The organism is Yersinia sp. 2466 StPb PI, from assembly GCF_041538325.1.
Taxonomy (GTDB): Bacteria; Pseudomonadota; Gammaproteobacteria; order Enterobacterales; family Enterobacteriaceae; genus Yersinia; species Yersinia enterocolitica_E.
Map to the genome: position 1 here is coordinate 2,208,970 of NZ_JAULSL010000001.1, position 18,236 is coordinate 2,227,205.

Consider the following 18,236-nt stretch of genomic DNA (forward strand, 5'->3'; position numbering starts at 1 on the left):
CCGTATGTTCATCGTGTCATGTAAGCGTTAATGGGACTTCATGCCGGCCGCAGTCATCATCATACGAAACAACATAGAAACTGCGAATAAAGTCAGTACGCTACCGCACCAAATAAGTAACATCCAGCCGATCTTCTTCCACCAAGGCGATTTTAGCTGTTCAGTTGGCTGAAGGGCTGTTTGTGATTTTATCGTTTTATTTTCAGACATATAAGTCTCATGCATACAAATTCTAATATTCACTATAAGAACATATCAGGGCCAGCGAACTAGCCCATGATTGTCATTATCCACTTGGTACTTAGTGGTAACCTTGATCGTGATGGATTTTCCCTCGGAATACGTAGTAGCTCCAGAAGGTGTAAACCAAAATAATAGGAATAATAAAGAGTGCGCCGACCAGCATAAAACCCAGACTTTGCGGCGGAGCTGCCGCTTGCCACAAAGTAATGGATGGCGGAATAAGATAAGGCCAAATGCTAATACCCAAACCGCTATAGCCAAGGAACACCAGCAATAACGTCAATAGGAAGGGGGCATAATGCCCACCCCGTTTAACTGAGCGCAGTAATACCCAACTAGCCAGGACTACCAATAATGGCACCGGTAAGAACAAAAACAGATTGGGTAGCGTAAACCAGCGTGCCGCAATTTGTGGATGTGCAAGCGGTGTCCACAGGCTAATGATGGTAATAACGAGCAGCATTACACATGTCAGTGGTGTAGCTAGCTTATGCATGACCTGTTGCACATGTCCTTCGGTTTTCATAATGAGCCAGGTACAGCCGAGTAGTGCATAGGCTATAACCAGACCGAAGCCGCAAAACAGAGCAAAAGGTGTCAACCAGTCAAATGGGCCGCCACTATAACTCCGCCCCGTTACCGGGAAGCCGTGAATAAAAGCACCGACCACTATGCCCTGAGTAAAGGTGGCAATCAATGACCCACCGATAAAGGCTTTATCCCAGATATGCTGTTTTTCAGCGCTGGCTTTAAAGCGAAATTCGAAGGCTACGCCACGGAAGATCAAACCCAATAACATTAGGGTAAGAGGAATTGCCAGTGCATCCAGAATAACTGCATATGCCAACGGGAAAGCACCTAATAAGGCCGCCCCTCCAAGAACCAGCCAGGTTTCGTTACCATCCCACACGGGGGCGACGCTGTTCATCATCAAGTCCCGATCACGGCTGTGTTTTACCAGTGGAAACAGGATCCCGATACCCAAATCAAAACCATCCATCACCACATACATCATGGTACTGAAAACGATAATGACAAACCAAATCAGTGGAAGATCGATACCCATAATTAGCTCCTGCTTTGGTGGTTGTCAGAACTAAATGACTCACTTACTGCCGACAGTGGCCGTGATGGCGTATTCGGCTGACCGGGTCCGCCGGGTTGTTGCTGGGTACCTTCATGCGCTTTTGGCCCTTTACGGATAAGCCGCATCATGTAAGCGTAACCAACCCCAAATACCGAACCATAAACCACAATAAAGACCAGCAGGCTGATACTCATATGCATTTCGCCATGAGATGAAACCGCATCACTGGTGCGTTGCAAACCATAGACTATCCACGGTTGGCGGCCGACTTCGGTGGTGAACCAACCGGCCAGAATAGCAATTAAACCCGACGGTCCCATCCACAGCACAAAATAGAGGAAAGGGCGCGATTGGTATAAGCTGCCACGCCAGCGTAGCCATAAACTCCAGATACCGGCCAAGATCATCAACATGCCTAATCCGACCATAATACGGAAGGACCAGAAGACAATGGTTGAGTTCGGACGATCTTCCACTGGGAAAGATTTCAATGCTGGGATCTGTTTTTCTAAGCTGTGAGTGAGGATCAAGCTGCCTAAATAAGGAATTTCCAGCGCAAAATGGGTTTTCTCCTGCTTCATGTCTGGCCAACCAAACAGAATGAGTGGCGTGGGTTCTCCGGGCTTGTTTTCCCAGTGCCCTTCAATCGCCGCAATCTTAGCCGGTTGATATTCCAGTGTATTCAAGCCATGGGCATCGCCAATAACCGCCTGTAATGGGGCAACGATCAACGCCATCCACATTGCCATTGACAGCATTTTCCGCATCGCGGGTGTATCCCGTTTACGCAGTAAATGCCAGGCGGCAGAGGCGCCGACAAAGAATGCCGATGCAAGGAAAGCAGCCGTGGACATATGCAGTAACCGATAGGGGAAGGATGGATTGAATATCACTTTCAACCAATCGACAGGCACCACTTGCCCATTAATAACTTCAAAGCCTTGGGGGGTTTGCATCCAGCTATTGGAGGCGAGTATCCAGAAGGTAGACATCAACGTGCCTAATGCCACCATGCAGGTTGCAAAGAAATGCAAACCCGGCCCAACGCGGTTCCAACCAAAAAGCATCACCCCGAGGAAACCGGCTTCAAGGAAGAACGCAGTCAGTACTTCATATGTCAGCAACGGGCCGGTGATACTGCCGGCAAATTCTGAAAAAAAGCTCCAGTTAGTGCCGAATTGATAGGCCATGACCAAACCAGATACCACACCCATACCAAAGTTAACGGCAAATATTTTTGACCAGAAATGATAGAGGTCGCGGTAATCCTCATTTTTGGTTTTTAACCATAAACCTTCTAACACCGCAAGAAAACTGGCCAACCCAATAGTGATGGCTGGAAAGATGATATGGAATGAGATGGTAAAAGCGAATTGGATTCTGGCCAACTCTAGAGCGGTTAAGCCAAACATAGTGACCTCGCTGCAAACATGGTGCTGCCTCATTAATCTATAAAATGAATCACGCCGGTATTAGTTATCCCGATAACAGGTAGTGACAACAGGCGATTATTTGGCGGAGTAAACTTGGCAGTTAGTTAACCATAAGTTAAAGTGGCTATAATAGTGACAATTAATTCAATCTTACCTATAACAGTTGGCTTATGACTCGATATGAACAGTTAGCTCAGCAAATCCGGGCACAAATACAATCCAAGGTCTGGCAGGCGGGTGACAAGCTGCCTTCGTTGCGGGAAAGTTGTAAACAATCAGGATTAAGTCTGATGACTGTAGTGCAGTCCTATCAGCTATTAGAAAGCCAAGGTTGGATCGTGGCCCGGCCGCAGTCGGGATATTATGTTGCTTCACGGCCGACACAATTACCCCAGCCACAGCGAGGGAAAAAACTGCATCTGGATGAACAGGTAGACATTAATGCCTTTATTTTTGATGTACTACAGGCAGGGAAAGACCCAGCAATAATGCCATTTGGCTCGGCATTTCCCGATCCGAGTTTATTGTTACAACCCCGATTATCACGGGCGCTGGCCAGCGTCGCACGTAAGATATCACCACAAAGCTCTGTGACTAACTTACCACCGGGTAACGAAAGTTTGCGGCGCAATATAGCTCAGCGTTATGCCGCCAGTGGAATGAATGTTTCCCCCGAAGAAATTGTTATCACTGCGGGTGCGATGGAATCACTAAGTCTGAGCTTGCAAGCGGTTACGCAGCCCGGAGATTGGGTAGTGATTGAGTCACCCGCATTTTATGGTGCATTACAGGCGATCGAGCGTTTGCGGCTAAAAGCGATTGCCATTACAACCCACCCACAACAGGGTATGGACCTCGATGCGCTCGAACAGGTGATCAACCAATACCCGATCAAAGCTTGTTGGCTGATGACACATTTTCAAAATCCATTGGGTTGCACGATGTCCTGGCCGCAGAAAGAACGGCTCGTAGCCCTGCTACAGCAGAATAATATCTCGTTGATTGAAGATGATGTTTATGGTGAGTTGTACTTTGGTGCGGAGCGGCCGTTGCCAGCCAAAGCACTCGATCAGCATCGGCAAATTCTGCATTGCTCATCGTTTTCTAAATGCCTGGCGCCGGGATTCCGTGTCGGTTGGGTCGCAGCAGGGGAACATGCGCAGCGAATTCAGCACTTACAACTGATGAGTACGGTTTCGGCCAGTGTGCCGACTCAGTTAGCGATTGCAGATTATCTCAGTCAGGGGGGATATGACATTCATCTGCGCCGCCTGCGCCGCTTAATGGAACAGCGGCTCAATACGCTGCATCAGGCGGTTATTGAGCATTTTCCTAAAAATGTCAAAATCAGCCATCCTGCGGGGGGATATTTCCTTTGGCTGGAGTTGGAACCGCCGTTTAATGCCAGTGAGTTATATCGGCGGGCGTTGGCGCAGGGGGTTAGCATCGCGCCGGGGAGAATGTTTACCACGGGCGGTCAGTTTGATCACTGTTTTCGCCTGAATGCTTCGTTTGCCTGGTCGGAACAGAGCGAACAAGCCATCCGCATACTGGCGCAACTGATTAATCAACTCACCAGCGTCATAGATAATAGCCGCTCGCGTCGATAACCATCTAATTTCCGCTATGAGTATATTTACCTGGCTCCAGAAAATGGAGCCATAACAGCATTATCTTCTGCCGCTATTTCTGCAATATCCCTCATTCCCTTATGCATAAACGGAGTAAATCCTTTCGTATCACCGGCCTTGTTAGCAGGAGAAATGCACTTAATTGATGCATTCACTGCCCATTTATAGGGCGTTGGAAAGCTTAATTGTTATTTTTGTGTTGCTGTAATGTGATCTGACAGAGCAAAAATCAAAATTGATGTCAAATGCATATAATTTCTACTCAAACCCACGCAAATGGCTTTCCTCTTCGCTAAAGTTCAGTATGAATGCGAGTGTTTTGCATAACTATGCAATTTAAATTATTGTTTTAATAGAATTTGTACATTTTATTCACATTGTGACTGGTGTGGCATGAAAGCTGCTGTACACTTTATATCAGGTGAATATATTTCATTCTTTATTGTTAACAGAATAAGAGATTTTTGTTGGGGTATGGTGACCTCAACCGATGAGTCTCTCAACCCCATATTTACGCTGATCAAAGAGGCCACTATGGAACACCCAATCCCCGTTACCCGACAGTCTTTTGATGAATGGATCGTGCCAACCTATGCACCAGCAGATTTTATTATCGTGCGAGGGGAAGGCGCGACACTGTGGGATCAGCAGGGCAAATCTTATATCGATTTTGCTGGTGGTATTGCCGTAAATGCCTTGGGACATGGGCATCCGGCAGTAAAAGCAGCACTGATTGAGCAGGCAGAAAAAGTATGGCACTTGGGTAACGGCTATACCAATGAACCGGTACTGCGCCTGGCAAAACAATTGATTGATGCCACTTTCGCCGAGAAAGTTTTCTTTTGTAACTCTGGGGCTGAAGCCAATGAAGCGGCACTGAAACTGGCCCGTAAATATGCGTTGAATAATTTCGGTAATAAGCCAGGGCTTGCCGGCGAAAAGAACCAGATTGTGGCATTCAGGAATGCATTTCATGGCCGGACGCTGTTTACCGTTTCTGCGGGCGGGCAGCCGAAATATTCGCAAGACTTTGCTCCGCTACCGGGGGGGATCAGCCACGGTATTTTCAATGATATCGCCTCAGCGGAGGAACTGATTAATGACCGAACCTGTGCTGTCATTGTGGAACCGATTCAGGGGGAAGGTGGTGTGCTACCCGCTGATAGCGAGTTCTTACATGGCTTGCGAGCTTTGTGTGATCGTCATAACGCATTACTTATTTTTGATGAAGTACAAACCGGGGTTGGCCGTACCGGAGAACTTTATGCCTACATGCATTACGGTGTAACGCCTGATGTGCTGACCAGTGCCAAAGCACTTGGGGGCGGCTTCCCGATTGCGGCAATGTTAACGACGACCAAATATGCCAGCGCACTTAATGTCGGCAGTCATGGTACTACCTACGGCGGTAATCCACTGGCTTGTGCCGTGGCGGGTACTGTTTTGTCTCTTATCAACACACCAGAACTCCTCGCAGGCGTAAAAGAGAGGCATCAGTGGTTCTTGGCTGGATTGGCTGAAATAAACGCCCGCCACAAAGTCTTTTCTGAAATCCGTGGGCGCGGGTTGCTGATTGGCTGTGTGCTTCACAAGGATTATGACGAGAAGGCCAAAGAGATTGTTCAGGCTGCCGCACAGTACGGGCTTATTGCTTTGATTGCGGGTCCGAATGTGGTGCGTTTTGCTCCGTCCCTGATTATTTCTCAACAGGATATTAAAGAGGGCTTAGCCCGGCTTGCCATGGGTATTGAACAGGTTTGTCGACAGGTTAAGTCATAACATTGATGCAGTAAGCAAGGGACCTTGACTATGATGATAGTTCGCCCGGTAGAACGCCGTGATCTGGCCGATATCCTTGAATTGGCAGGTAAAACTGGCGTCGGCATGACTTCACTGCCACAAAATGAAGAACACCTCGCCGCTCGAATTGAGCGCGCGTTAAATACCTGGCAAGGTTCTTTGGCTGCGGGTGAACAGGGCTATCTGTTTGTTCTGGAAGACAGTGAGCGAGAAAAAGTGGTGGGCGTTAGTGCTATTGAGGTGGCTGTTGGTTTGCATGACCCTTGGTATAACTTCCGTGTCGGCACGTTGGTTCATGCATCCAAAACACTCAATGTGTACAAATCGGTACCGACCCTGTTTTTAAGCAATGATCACACTGGGTATAGCGAACTCTGTACCTTGTTTCTCGATCCTGAATACCGTAAAGATAAAAATGGCCCCTTCTTATCAAAAGTACGTTTTCTCTTCATTGCCGCATTCCGCCAGTATTTCTCCCGCAAAGTGATTGCGGAAATGCGTGGCTATACCGATGAACAGGGGCGTTCGCCATTTTGGGAAAATGTGGGGCGGCACTTCTTTGCCATTGAATTTGCTAAAGCTGATTATCTCAGTGGTACTGGGCAGAAAGCGTTTATTGCTGAATTAATGCCAAAACACCCGTTATATGTGGATTTTCTGGCAGAAGAGGCGCGGGCCGTCATTGGGCAGGTCCATCCACATACGGCTCCCGCACGTGCAGTGCTGGAAACCGAAGGCCTGCAATATCAGGGATATGTGGATATCTTTGATGGCGGTCCAACACTGGAGGCCAACACAGATGAAGTGCGGGCGGTGCGCGACAGCAGTAAGCGAATCGTGGTTATTGATGACATCGATATTGACCCGAGTGGCACTGCCTATTTAGTGGCTAATGACAGCTATCAATATTTTCGCTCAATATTGATTACTACTCATCTTTCAGACGAGCTACTGCATTTAACGACTAAAAATGCGGCAGCGCTGGGTGTCGTAGCCGGTGATACGGTTCGGATAGTCAGCCTTTTTGCCCCGGAGATTAAAAAATGACTCACCCAGCACTGTTTATTCAAGGGGAATGGCGCACCGGTAACGGCGCGCATTTCGACAAACTTGACCCCATAGATAGGCAATTATTGTGGCAGGCGCGCGCCGCAGACAGCCATGATGTCGCAATGGCTTGTCGTGCGGCACGGCAGGCTTTCCCTGCTTGGGCGCGTACATCGCTGGAACAGCGGGTCGTGGTGATACAGCGTTTTGCTGCATTACTTGAGCAGTATAAACAGCAACTGGCCTGCACTATCAGTTTGGAAACCAGTAAGCCACTCTGGGAAACACTGACAGAGGTGCAAGCAATGATTGGCAAAGTGGCTATCTCGTTGCAAGCCTATCAAAGCCGAACCGGGAGTAGCCAAACACCGATGGCTGATGGTATGTCCGTGTTACGACACCGTCCCCATGGTGTATTAGCAGTATTTGGCCCTTACAACTTCCCAGGGCATCTCCCTAATGGGCATATCGTTCCTGCATTGCTGGCCGGTAACACGGTGGTATTTAAACCCAGTGAGCTAACACCAAAGACGGCAGAAGAAACCGTCAAATTGTGGCAGCAGGCAGGTATGCCTGACGGGGTATTAAACTTAGTACAAGGTGGGCGTGAAACAGGCGAAGCCCTTGCTGCGCAACATGATATTGATGGTTTGTTGTTTACCGGCAGCGCCCATACCGGTTATCACTTGCATCGCCAACTGGCCGGCCAACCGGAAAAAATCCTGGCACTGGAAATGGGTGGCAATAATGCATTGATTGTTGAGCAGATAGCAGACTGTGATGCGGCAGTAAATCTTGCTATTCAGTCGGCTTTTATCTCAGCCGGTCAACGCTGCACTTGTTCGCGCCGTCTACTGGTTAAATCTGGCGCTGAAGGCGATGCATTTTTACAGCGTTTTGTCGCTATTGCCAAAGCCCTGCGTATCGGGCGCTGGGATATGCAGCCAGCACCCTTTATGGGAGCGGTGATTTCATCACAAGCAGCAGAAAAAATGCTGGCAGCGCAACAACATTTGCTGGATTTAGGTGGCAAGCCATTATTAGCCATGACCCGCCCAGATAGCCAAAGTGCAGTGCTGACGCCGGGGATCATTGATATTACTGGTATCAATGTCCCTGACGAAGAGTATTTCGGCCCACTGGTCAGCGTTATTCGCTATGGCGATTTTACGCAAGCATTACACATTGCTAATCAAACCAGGTTCGGTTTGGCGATAGGTCTGGTTTCTGAGGACCGGCAACAATTTGAACAACTGTTATTGGAAGCCCGAGCCGGTATTGTTAACTGGAACAAACCGTTGACCGGCGCATCAAGTGCTGCACCCTTTGGCGGGGTTGGGGCATCAGGTAATCATCGACCAAGTGCCTTCTATGCTGCCGACTATTGTGCCTGGCCAATGGCATCACTCGAAAGCGAAAGTTTGACGCTACCAGCAACATTGTCACCGGGTATCTCTTTCGATTTGCCCGATAGCCATTGAGCCATGAATGGAGAATACGATGGCAGGATATGAGGTTAATTTTGATGGATTGGTTGGGCTGACACATCACTATGCTGGATTGTCATTTGGTAATGAAGCCTCTACTGCGCATCAAAACAGTATTTCCAACCCTCGCCTGGCTGCGCGGCAGGGGTTGCTGAAAATGAAAGCATTAGCCGATTTAGGTTATAAACAAGGTATTTTGCCACCACAGGAGCGACCAGCCATAGGCGTTTTGCGTCAGTTGGGCTTTAGTGGTTCAGATGAACAAGTATTGAGTGAAGTGGCACGTAAATCTCCACGTCTATTATCTGCGGTAAGTTCCGCATCATCAATGTGGACGGCGAATTCGGCGACGGTCTCACCTTCTGCGGATAGCGCGGATGGGCGAGTGCATTTTACTGTGGCCAATTTAAATAACAAATTTCACCGTGCAATTGAGGCCGAAACCACGTCGGCTTTACTCAAAGGCGTTTTTAATAACCATCGTCACTTTGTTCATCACGATGCACTACCTGCTGTGGAATTGTTTGGTGATGAAGGTGCGGCTAATCATAATCGTCTGGGGGGAGAATATGGCTTGCCAGCGGTTCAGGTCTTTGTTTATGGCCGCAACGCACTGGAAAACGGAGTAAATCCTAGCCGATACCCTGCTCGCCAAACGCGAGAGGCCAGCGAAGCAGTGGCTCGACTGCATCAACTGGCACCAGACCGAACTGTTTTTGTGCAACAGAACCCCGCAGTGATCGACCAAGGGGTTTTTCACAATGATGTCATCGCTGTCAGCAATCAGAATGTGTTATTCCATCATCAGCATGCATTCATTCCTGGCATTCAAGCTATGGATGAGATTCGCCGTAAAATGGGTAGCATTGAACAACAGTTGATCAGTATAGAGGTCCCTGACGCGCAGGTGTCGGTTGCTGATGCAGTATCAAGCTATCTGTTTAACAGCCAGTTATTGAGTAAACCGGATGGTAAAATGTTGTTGGTTATTCCGCAGGAGGCACAAGAAAACCCGTTCGTGTGGCGATATCTGTCGGAATTAATCAATAGCGGTGGTCCGATTGACAGTGTCAAAGTATTCGATTTACGCGAGAGCATGCGTAATGGGGGGGGGCCTGCTTGCTTACGCTTGCGTGTTGCCTTGACCGATACAGAGTTACAAGCTGTTAATAGTCGAGTAATGATGACACCGGCGCTGTTTGTGACGCTGAATAATTGGGTCGACCAACATTATCGTGATCATTTGCAATTTAAAGACTTGGCTGATCCGCAGTTATTACAAGAAGGGCGGCAGGCATTGGATGAATTGACACGGATACTTAATATTGGCTCGGTATATCCGTTCCAGCAGAATTAGAAGGAACGATGATGCTAGATTTCCTGGCGATAACACTCTCGGGCCATCCGCCAGAACAGACCCGTGGCGCGACGCTGAGTATCGAGTGGCAATGGCTCGATGACGGGATACTGATGTTGACACCTTCTGGCAATTACACCCAGTCAGTGGTGTTATCTGCCGGTATCCACGGAAATGAAACGGCCCCGATTGAGATTTTGAATCAATTGGTGTCAGATTTGTTAGCAGGTGAATTAACGCTGGCCGTCCGTTTGTTAGTCATATTTGGCAATCCAGCGGCGATAAGCGCCGGCAAACGTTTCCTCTCAGCAGATATCAACCGTATGTTTGGCGGGCGGCACCGGCGTTATCCTCCCAGTAATGAAACCCGACGGGTTGAAATTATTGAGCAAGCTGTGTCGGCGTTTTTCCGAGCAGAGAGTCAACTGACGCGCCAGCATTACGATTTACACACGGCAATTCGTGAATCTCATCATACTCGATTTGGATTGTTGCCTTATCAAACAACACCCTATAGCGCAGTAATGCTACGGTGGTTACAAGATATTCAACTGGATGCATTAGTGATGCATACCTCGGCAGGGGGGACCTTTGCTCATTTTAGTAGTGAGCACTGCCAGGCCGCAAGTTGTACGCTTGAGTTGGGAAAAGCGCTACCATTTGGCGAAAATCAGTTGGCTGAATTTACGCATATAGTCGGGGGATTACGTTCATTAGTTAGTGGGGAACCATTGCCTGTACAACCCTCAGGAGGAATGGTGTTTTATCGCGTGGTGAAATCACTGCTAAAACAACATCCTGATTTTAAACTGTGGGTTGACAATGATACGGTTAATTTTACTCGTTTTAAGCAAGGTACACTGCTGGCGGAGCAATCCGGTGAGTATTACCGTGTTAAACATGAAGATGAGTGGATCTTGTTTCCAAACCCTCAGGTAGCCCTTGGATTACGTGCAGGGATTATGTTGGTACGAATGGATAAGAGTGAGATACCAACGGTATAAATAAGGCCGTGTTACCAATACCGCCATAGATAGTTACTTGAGGTAATATCACCACCAGAACTACAACTTAAGCCAAATTTTAAGTGGTATATTGTTTCTAACCTATAGGAAATGAGCTTTTAGCTATGGAAGTTCATTTTTTATGCATTAAATTAAAGTTTTTCTTATTGCGATTTTTATAAAAAATACACTTCCAATGAAAATACCGATAATTAATAACCAAACAAAGTCATACTTTCTATAACCCTATTAACGTCCCTAATGTTTAATTTTTATGTTATTGCACCAAAGGTGACATGACATTACTCTCTATTTGTACTTTAAATAGTCATCTAATTACTTTAGATATATAAAAAATCGCATTGGAACTGTGATATTCGATCCATTTCACAAATATGATATCCGAATAGAACAAAAAAGAAACAAACTGAAATGTTTTCGCACCATTTTGGTGCTTATGCACTATTTTGGTTATATCTAATTACCTAAAAATAAATATAATCAATCAGTTACGGAAGGTTCCATTAAACACATTTTGTTACAATTGATTACCTGTTTATACCTATGTTTCTACAAGTTTACCGTTTTAACTTTTTGTGCTTAATGCTAATGTCTCTTCGCTTTACAAGACAGGTAACTATAAAAAATTAAAAACTAACTTTTATGAGGCTGAAAATTTAATTCAGCCCGATGGGTTTGTTTTATTAAAATTTAAAGGAAAATTAATGATGAAGCGCAGTTTACTGGCCTTGGCGGTCACCTTGAGTATCGTTCCTACTCTTTCAAATGCAGCAGAGATTTATAATAAAGACGGCAATAAGCTGGATCTTTATGGCCGCGTAGCCGCTAAATATCTTTTCTCAAACCATAATAATGCTGACGATACCTATGTGCGTTTCGGTTTTAAGGGTGAGACACAGATTAATAGCCAATTGACCGGTTTCGGCCAGTGGGAATATAACGTAGCCGCTAAAAATGCAGAATCACAGGGCGACAAAGGCAATAAAACCCGCTTGGGTTTTGCTGGTCTAAAATTTGCTGAGTTTGGCTCTTTCGATTACGGCCGTAACTATGGTGTAGTTTATGATGCGCTGGCCTATACCGATATGCTGCCAGAGTTCGGTGGCGACTCAATCGCTTATACCGACAACTACATGACAGGTCGTTCTACTGGTTTGGCAACTTACCGTAACTCTGACTTCTTCGGCCTGGTTAAAGGTTTGAATGTTGCAGCTCAGTATCAAGGTCGTAATGACGATGGAGATACCACTAAGAATGAGCGCGCAATCCAGAAGGCTAATGGCGACGGTTTTGGTTTGTCTGTTGATTACCAAGACATCGAAGGCAGCGGTATCGGCTTTGCGGGTGCATACTCTTCTTCCAATCGGACCTTAGGCCAAAAAACATTGGCTGACAGTGCGACAGGGGATAAAGCTCAGGCTTGGGCTACTGCACTGAAATATGATGCAAACCAAGTTTACATCGCAGCAATGTACGGCGAAACGCTGAACATGACGCCATATAAAGCACTGATTGCGAATAAAACCCAGAACGTTGAATTGGTCGCTCAATACCAGTTCGAAAATGGCATTCGCCCGTCCATCGCTTATGTCCAGTCTAAAGGTAAAGAACTGGCAGTTGTTGGCGATGCAGATTTGCTGAAATATGCTGAAATCGGTGTGACTTACTATATTAACAAAAACATGTTTGCCTATGTTGACTACCAGATTAACTTACTGGATGAAGACAACAATCCACTGGGCCTGGGCACTGATGATACTGTTGCAGTTAACTTGACTTACCGTTTCTAAGTTAACTTAGCAGTAATTATTACCCTTTTCTGTGTCGGAAATAGGTGAATTAAAAAGGCGGGATTAACCCCGCCTTTTTTGCATTTATTACCGACTGAAAACTCAGTGAGTGGAATGTTACGTTTCAGCGTTGATAGTGCTGTTCACCCCATGACAACATGATATGAATTAACTGTTCGAGTAACTGCTGCAAATGCGTGGCTCGCTCAGGTCGGTAGTGATAAGGCTCAGTTTCAGACATATAGTTTAACTGGGATAATTCCAGTTGCACGGCGTGTTGCTGATTCTGGGGCAGACCATATGCCCGAGTTATATGACCACCTTTAAAGCGCCCATTCAATATATGGCTGAAGGTGGATTGATGTTGACAACATTCAATTAATTGCTTGCTTAATGATGGGTCACAACTGACACCACTATTGGTACCAAAATTCAAATCGGGTAATTGTCCTTCAAATAATCTCGGAATAACTGATGCAATTGAATGTGCATCTAACAGCAATGCATAGCCAAACTGTGCTTTAAGCCGGTCCAATTCGGATTGAAGTTGCTGATGATAAGGACGCCAGATATGTAACAGGTAAGATTGACGCTCCTGCGGCGACGGTGTTTTGCCTGAGATAAAACAAGGTCGCCCATCGAACAACGTTTCGGGGAATAAGCCAGTTGTTGCTGTGGTATACAGTGGTTGATCGCCCTCTGGGCGATTAAGGTCAACGACTAAGCGAGAGTAATTACCTATTAGTAAGCTGGCCCCCATATTTCGGGCAAAATCATAGAGACGAGGAATATGCCAATCAGTATCTGATAAAGGGCGTGCGGCAGCTGTTAGGCCAGCCTCCACCACGGGGGTTAGTCGGGTGCCGGCATGAGGAATGCTGATTAATAAAGGCAGTTTACCGGAGTGAAAACTTAACGGGTCAGTTAGATTCATGGGCGAACCTCTCCTTGGAAAACGACAGTCGCAGATAATTGGCCACCTAGCCAGTAAGCTAATTCGGCCGGGCGGGATAGTGGCCAATGGACCCAATTTGCCAGTTTGCCAATTTCCAATGTGCCTTGAGTCTCTTGCAGACCAAGTGCCTGAGCGGCATAGCATGTGACACCCGCCAACGCTTCTTCCGGTGTCATACGGAATAAGGTGCAAGCCATATTGAGCATCAAACGCAAAGAGAGTGCAGGGGAGGTTCCTGGGTTGGCATCGCTGGCCAAGGCCATTGGCACACCATACTGGCGAAACAGTTCAATGGGGGGGCATTGTGTTTCACGTAGCAAGTAATAAGCACCTGGTAGCAATACCGCCACAGTACCCGCATGGCACATGGCTTGAACATCTGACTTCGTGGCATATTCAAGATGATCGGCCGACAATGCATTAAATTTTGCTGCAAGAGTACTGCCACCAAGTGCCGACAGTTGCTCGGCATGCAGTTTGACCGGCAAACCGACTTTCTGGGCGGCCAAGAATATGCGCTCGACCTGTGCCGGTGAAAATGCCAGGTGTTCACAAAATGCGTCAACGGCATCGGCCAACCCCTCTTCAGCTACCCGAGGAATGACGGTATTACAAACGAAATCAATGTAGTCGTCTGCTCTGCCGGCAAACTCAGGTGGTAAAGCATGTGCTGCCAAACAGGTTGTTTTAACTGTAATGGGGAGTAATTCACCCAAACGGCGGGCAACCCGCAGCATTTTTATTTCACTTTCAAGACTAAGGCCATAACCGGATTTTATCTCTATGCAAGTCACGCCCTCGGCAAGAAGAGGTTTCAGCCGAAATAAAGCTTGTTCGAGCAATTGTTCTTCACTGGTATTCCGTGTTGCCCTAACCGTCGAGATAATCCCACCACCATTAGCGGCAATCTCTGCATAGCTGACCCCATTAAGGCGTTGCTCAAATTCAGCACTGCGATCACCGCCAAAGACGAGATGTGTATGGCAATCAATTAAACCAGGGGTAATCAGGCCACCTTGAAAGACGATCTCACGTGAGGCATGGAGTGCTGGTAACTCTTTATGTGGCCCAATCCAGACTATTTTACCGCCTGTGACCGCTATTGCTCCTTGCGGTATCAGATGATATTCCCCTCCACACATGGTCACGATATCGGCACCGTACCACAAACTGTCACAGTGAATTACTGACACCATCTCACTCCTTCAAGCTATACCCTTTATACCCGACGCCACAGCGCTATTCACTGATTGAATCACTGGCGTAAGTCAGTGCTCCGAAATTGATTTGTTGCTATAGCGTTAATGATGGCGAGTACACAGCGAAATTAAGTTGTATATACAATCATGGACAACCTAGCGCATAAAGTCACTATCAGCAAGATAGAGATTTAAACAATTGCGTAACACTTCGCAGTTCTCACAGAGAAATAAAATTGATCAGGACGTCACGGTGCCTTGTGGGGTAAAACGACCATAGAGTTGATAGCGTGAGCCTGGATACAGTAATTGCGCCGCAGTGACGACGACTTTTCCATACCAGGTTCTTCGGCGAATCAACAGACAAGGCTCATGCTCATCCAATTGCAGCAGTTGTCGCTCAGTCTGGCTCGGGATCACGGCTTCAACAATATGTTCACCTTCAGTCAGAGGCGCGGCTTGTGTGAGATAGCTGTAAGGAGTTATGTGATTGAAATCCTGCTTCATATAGTCGGGGGCCGTGCTTGGGTTAACACAGCGATTTTCGACTTGAACAGGGAAGTCATTCTCATAATGCACAATTTGCGAGTAGAACAACTGTTGACCGGGCAGGATCCCCAACGCTACCGCTTCTTCAGGGGTTGCCGGGCGAGCTTCTAGTTGCAGAATTTTACTGCTGTGGCGATGACCTCGAGCGGTTATCTCGTCAGCAATGTTATGAACTTCAAGTAAGGCACTGTGCGCTTTTGCTTCAGCAACAAAAGTTCCCACGCCTTGCATACGAATAAGGAAACCTTCATTGGTTAATTCACGTAACGCACGATTGATGGTCATACGGCTGACCCCCAGCTCAGCAACGAGCTCGCTTTCTGAGGGAACGCGTTGATGGGGCTGCCAGACCTCGCTTCTGATCTGGTGGATAATGGCCAACTTAACCCGTTGATAAATTGGCGCAGGAGTATCGTCCATTGCGGCACTTAATTGTAAGACTTTTTGTTGTTCCGCCACGGCGTTAACCTCGTCAAATAAAAAGTTTATATGCTAAGTCTACGGTTGAATTTAGCGTATGTATATGTATATACAAGTGAGTGGTTTAATTAATTGACGCCGCTGCTGCTTAGCGCGTTTGACTCTGAACAAAATATTGGGATATCGCTATGCCAGTTTATTTTACCGAGCGTGCTTTCTTACCGAGTGGATGGGCAGATAACGTACAAATTACTGTTGACGAACAGGGGTATATTCAGCGCATTGTGACCGGCAGCAGTGGTACTGGTTGTCAGGTTTTATCCGGCCCAATAGTACCAGGCATGCCGAATCTTCACTCCCATGCCTTTCAGCGCATGATGTCTGGATTAGCCGAAATCGCCGGTAACCCACAGGATAGCTTCTGGACTTGGCGAGATCTGATGTATCGACTGGTACAGCAATTAACACCGGAAGATGTTGGTGTGATTGCCCGTCAACTGTATATCGAGATGCTGAAAGGTGGCTATACGCAAGTCGCAGAGTTTCATTATTTACACCACGATCCCGACGGTAATCCATACAATTGCCCAGGTGAAATGACCGCTCAACTGAGTCAGGCCGCGCAAGAGGCGGGTATCGGGATGACATTGTTACCCGTATTGTACAGCTACGCGGGGTTTGGTGCTCAGCCTGCTCAGCAGGGGCAGCGCCGTTTTATTCAGAGCACCGATAGCTATCTCAAACAGCAGCAGGTTATTAGTAAACAATTGGTTAATCAGCCATTACAAAACCAAGGTTTATGTTTTCATTCTTTGCGCGCCGTAGAACTCAGCCAAATGCAGGAGATCCTACAAGCTTCGGATAATCAATTACCGGTACATATTCATATTGCTGAGCAGCAAAAGGAGGTCAACGACTGTCTGGATTGGAGTGGGCAGCGCCCCGTTGCATGGTTGTATAACCATTTGTCAGTCGACAGCCGCTGGTGTCTGATTCATGCGACACATCTGGATAAATCCGAGCTTGTTCGTTTGGCAGAAAGTCAGGCTGTGGCAGGATTATGCCCGACTACCGAGGCTAACCTTGGTGATGGTATTTTCCCTGGGGTCGATTATCTGCATTATCAGGGGCGCTGGGGTATCGGCTCAGATAGCCATGTTTCATTGGATGTGGTGGAAGAATTACGTTGGTTAGAATATGGTCAGCGCCTGCGTGATCAACGCCGCAATCGTCTGACGAGTGAGCAATATCCTGCCGTGGCTGATTTGCTTTATAGCCAAGCTTTAGCGGGAGGACGACAGGCTTGTGCCAGCAAAATTAGTCAGTTAACCGAAGGCTACCGCGCTGACTGGTTAGTATTGGATGGCGATGATCCTTATATTGCTGGTACAAAATCGGCATCTTTGTTGAATCGGTGGTTATTTGCGGGGGGCAAATCGCAAATTCGCGATGTTTATGTGGCAGGCAAAGCGGTAATAGTGGATAGATATCATCCAATGCAACAGCAATCTGCACAGGATTTTCTGACGGTATTGAAAGCCTGTCAACAGGAGGTCTGATGAGCTTTACCCTTTTTGATTTTGCCAGCTTACCCGTTAGCCGTTGGCGAAATGGCGGCGGCGAAACCCGTGAAATAGCATGTTGGCCCGTTGGTGGAGATGATTTTGCCTGGCGTGCCAGCATTGCTACAATCGAACAGGATGGCCCGTTTTCAATGTTTTCGGATATCGATCGGTCAATTACGCTGCTATCAGGTGAAGGGGTTGAACTATCCAGCCCAGGCTGGGAGGCACATACTCTTTCCAAGCCGTTGCAGCCGTTTGCTTTCCCCGGTGATATCCCTATTCATGCGCGTTTATTAGGGGGGGGTAGTCAAGACTTTAATATTATGACGCGGCGCGGTTGCTGGCAGGCATCGGTATCGTCGGTGAGTTCGGCACAAAAACTCCCTGTTTCCCATAGTGGATTGATCTACGTTGTGAAGGGAAACTGGCTTGTTTGCCATACCGAAACACACCAACTTACTGCTTCGCAAGGCTGTTGGTGGTTGCCTGCAATTAAGGGAGGGCAATTACAGCCTCTTACTGCGGATAGCCATTTGCTATGGGTTGATTTATTTCCTTGGCGGTAAAAGGGAATGTTTTTTGTAATTTTCATTACAAACCAAAGTGATGCAATTCTTTGGGGTTACTTTTTCACATGCAAGACTGCTA

At 47.1% G+C, this 18,236-nt stretch carries 15 protein-coding genes; 9 read left to right on the plus strand and 6 right to left on the minus strand.

Going from position 1 to position 18,236, the window contains the following annotated elements; translation table 11 throughout:
- Positions 1-27: 27 nt before the first annotated feature.
- The 3 genes from Q2T72_RS09975 to Q2T72_RS09985 form a co-directional block, all read right to left on the minus strand.
- Positions 28-210, minus strand: a complete 183-nt coding sequence (locus Q2T72_RS09975; protein ID WP_227746537.1) for a DUF2474 domain-containing protein — start codon at positions 208-210, stop codon at positions 28-30.
- 91 nt (positions 211-301) lie between these two features.
- Entirely contained in the window at positions 302-1,309 is a 1,008-nt protein-coding gene (gene cydB / locus Q2T72_RS09980; RefSeq protein WP_083159053.1) for a cytochrome d ubiquinol oxidase subunit II, read from the minus strand.
- Between the two features lie 2 nt (positions 1,310-1,311).
- Positions 1,312-2,742 carry a cytochrome ubiquinol oxidase subunit I gene (locus Q2T72_RS09985; protein ID WP_083159052.1) on the minus strand — a complete coding sequence of 477 codons (1,431 nt, stop codon included), beginning with the start codon at positions 2,740-2,742 and terminating at the stop codon, positions 1,312-1,314.
- Between the two features lie 191 nt (positions 2,743-2,933).
- Between Q2T72_RS09985 and Q2T72_RS09990 the strand changes: the two genes are divergently transcribed.
- From Q2T72_RS09990 to Q2T72_RS10020, 7 genes are all read left to right on the plus strand, one after another.
- Positions 2,934-4,373, plus strand: a complete 1,440-nt coding sequence (locus Q2T72_RS09990; protein WP_372569106.1) for a PLP-dependent aminotransferase family protein — start codon at positions 2,934-2,936, stop codon at positions 4,371-4,373.
- 555 nt (positions 4,374-4,928) lie between these two features.
- On the plus strand, positions 4,929-6,173 hold the full coding sequence (locus tag Q2T72_RS09995) for an aspartate aminotransferase family protein (RefSeq protein ID WP_102970427.1): 1,245 nt from the start codon (positions 4,929-4,931) through the stop codon (positions 6,171-6,173).
- Between the two features lie 30 nt (positions 6,174-6,203).
- Entirely contained in the window at positions 6,204-7,241 is a 1,038-nt protein-coding gene (gene astA / locus Q2T72_RS10000) for an arginine N-succinyltransferase (protein ID WP_083159050.1), read from the plus strand.
- Entirely contained in the window at positions 7,238-8,722 is a 1,485-nt protein-coding gene (gene astD / locus Q2T72_RS10005; protein WP_372569107.1) for a succinylglutamate-semialdehyde dehydrogenase, read from the plus strand. The genes astA and astD overlap by 4 nt, the downstream gene beginning before the upstream one ends.
- Before the next feature lie 19 nt (positions 8,723-8,741).
- Positions 8,742-10,085, plus strand: a complete 1,344-nt coding sequence (gene astB, locus Q2T72_RS10010) for an N-succinylarginine dihydrolase (protein ID WP_372569108.1) — start codon at positions 8,742-8,744, stop codon at positions 10,083-10,085.
- A gap of 11 nt (positions 10,086-10,096) precedes the next feature.
- Entirely contained in the window at positions 10,097-11,089 is a 993-nt protein-coding gene (gene astE, locus Q2T72_RS10015) for a succinylglutamate desuccinylase (RefSeq protein ID WP_372569877.1), read from the plus strand.
- 725 nt (positions 11,090-11,814) lie between these two features.
- Entirely contained in the window at positions 11,815-12,900 is a 1,086-nt protein-coding gene (locus tag Q2T72_RS10020) for a porin (protein ID WP_083159048.1), read from the plus strand.
- Between the two features lie 124 nt (positions 12,901-13,024).
- Here the strand turns inward: Q2T72_RS10020 and hutG are convergent, their stop codons facing one another.
- From hutG to hutC, 3 genes are all read right to left on the minus strand, one after another.
- Positions 13,025-13,834 (minus strand): N-formylglutamate deformylase, encoded by an 810-nt coding sequence (hutG, locus tag Q2T72_RS10025; RefSeq protein WP_372569109.1) that lies wholly within the window; start codon positions 13,832-13,834, stop codon positions 13,025-13,027.
- Positions 13,831-15,051 (minus strand): imidazolonepropionase, encoded by a 1,221-nt coding sequence (gene hutI / locus Q2T72_RS10030; RefSeq protein WP_372569110.1) that lies wholly within the window; start codon positions 15,049-15,051, stop codon positions 13,831-13,833. The genes hutG and hutI overlap by 4 nt, the downstream gene beginning before the upstream one ends.
- A gap of 243 nt (positions 15,052-15,294) precedes the next feature.
- Complete coding sequence (gene hutC / locus Q2T72_RS10035; RefSeq protein ID WP_083159045.1) at positions 15,295-16,062, minus strand: histidine utilization repressor; 768 nt, start codon at positions 16,060-16,062, stop codon at positions 15,295-15,297.
- Positions 16,063-16,211: 149 nt separating this feature from the next.
- Between hutC and Q2T72_RS10040 the strand changes: the two genes are divergently transcribed.
- Entirely contained in the window at positions 16,212-17,582 is a 1,371-nt protein-coding gene (locus Q2T72_RS10040; protein ID WP_083159044.1) for a formimidoylglutamate deiminase, read from the plus strand.
- Positions 17,582-18,154 carry a HutD family protein gene (locus tag Q2T72_RS10045; protein ID WP_372569111.1) on the plus strand — a complete coding sequence of 191 codons (573 nt, stop codon included), beginning with the start codon at positions 17,582-17,584 and terminating at the stop codon, positions 18,152-18,154. The genes Q2T72_RS10040 and Q2T72_RS10045 overlap by 1 nt, the downstream gene beginning before the upstream one ends.
- The last annotated feature ends 82 nt before the right edge of the window (positions 18,155-18,236 follow it).

Excerpts from the sequence above, each read along its gene's own strand:
- Q2T72_RS09975 (WP_227746537.1), bottom strand. The coding sequence starts at position 210 with ATGTCTGAAAATAAAACGATAAAATCACAAACAGCCCTTCAGCCAACT.
- cydB (WP_083159053.1), bottom strand. The coding sequence starts at position 1,309 with ATGGGTATCGATCTTCCACTGATTTGGTTTGTCATTATCGTTTTCAGT.
- Q2T72_RS09985 (WP_083159052.1), bottom strand. The coding sequence starts at position 2,742 with ATGTTTGGCTTAACCGCTCTAGAGTTGGCCAGAATCCAATTCGCTTTT.
- Q2T72_RS09990 (WP_372569106.1), top strand. The coding sequence starts at position 2,934 with ATGACTCGATATGAACAGTTAGCTCAGCAAATCCGGGCACAAATACAA.
- Q2T72_RS09995 (WP_102970427.1), top strand. The coding sequence starts at position 4,929 with ATGGAACACCCAATCCCCGTTACCCGACAGTCTTTTGATGAATGGATC.
- astA (WP_083159050.1), top strand. The coding sequence starts at position 6,204 with ATGATGATAGTTCGCCCGGTAGAACGCCGTGATCTGGCCGATATCCTT.
- astD (WP_372569107.1), top strand. The coding sequence starts at position 7,238 with ATGACTCACCCAGCACTGTTTATTCAAGGGGAATGGCGCACCGGTAAC.
- astB (WP_372569108.1), top strand. The coding sequence starts at position 8,742 with ATGGCAGGATATGAGGTTAATTTTGATGGATTGGTTGGGCTGACACAT.
- astE (WP_372569877.1), top strand. The coding sequence starts at position 10,097 with ATGCTAGATTTCCTGGCGATAACACTCTCGGGCCATCCGCCAGAACAG.
- Q2T72_RS10020 (WP_083159048.1), top strand. The coding sequence starts at position 11,815 with ATGATGAAGCGCAGTTTACTGGCCTTGGCGGTCACCTTGAGTATCGTT.
- hutG (WP_372569109.1), bottom strand. The coding sequence starts at position 13,834 with ATGAATCTAACTGACCCGTTAAGTTTTCACTCCGGTAAACTGCCTTTA.
- hutI (WP_372569110.1), bottom strand. The coding sequence starts at position 15,051 with ATGGTGTCAGTAATTCACTGTGACAGTTTGTGGTACGGTGCCGATATC.
- Q2T72_RS10040 (WP_083159044.1), top strand. The coding sequence starts at position 16,212 with ATGCCAGTTTATTTTACCGAGCGTGCTTTCTTACCGAGTGGATGGGCA.
- Q2T72_RS10045 (WP_372569111.1), top strand. The coding sequence starts at position 17,582 with ATGAGCTTTACCCTTTTTGATTTTGCCAGCTTACCCGTTAGCCGTTGG.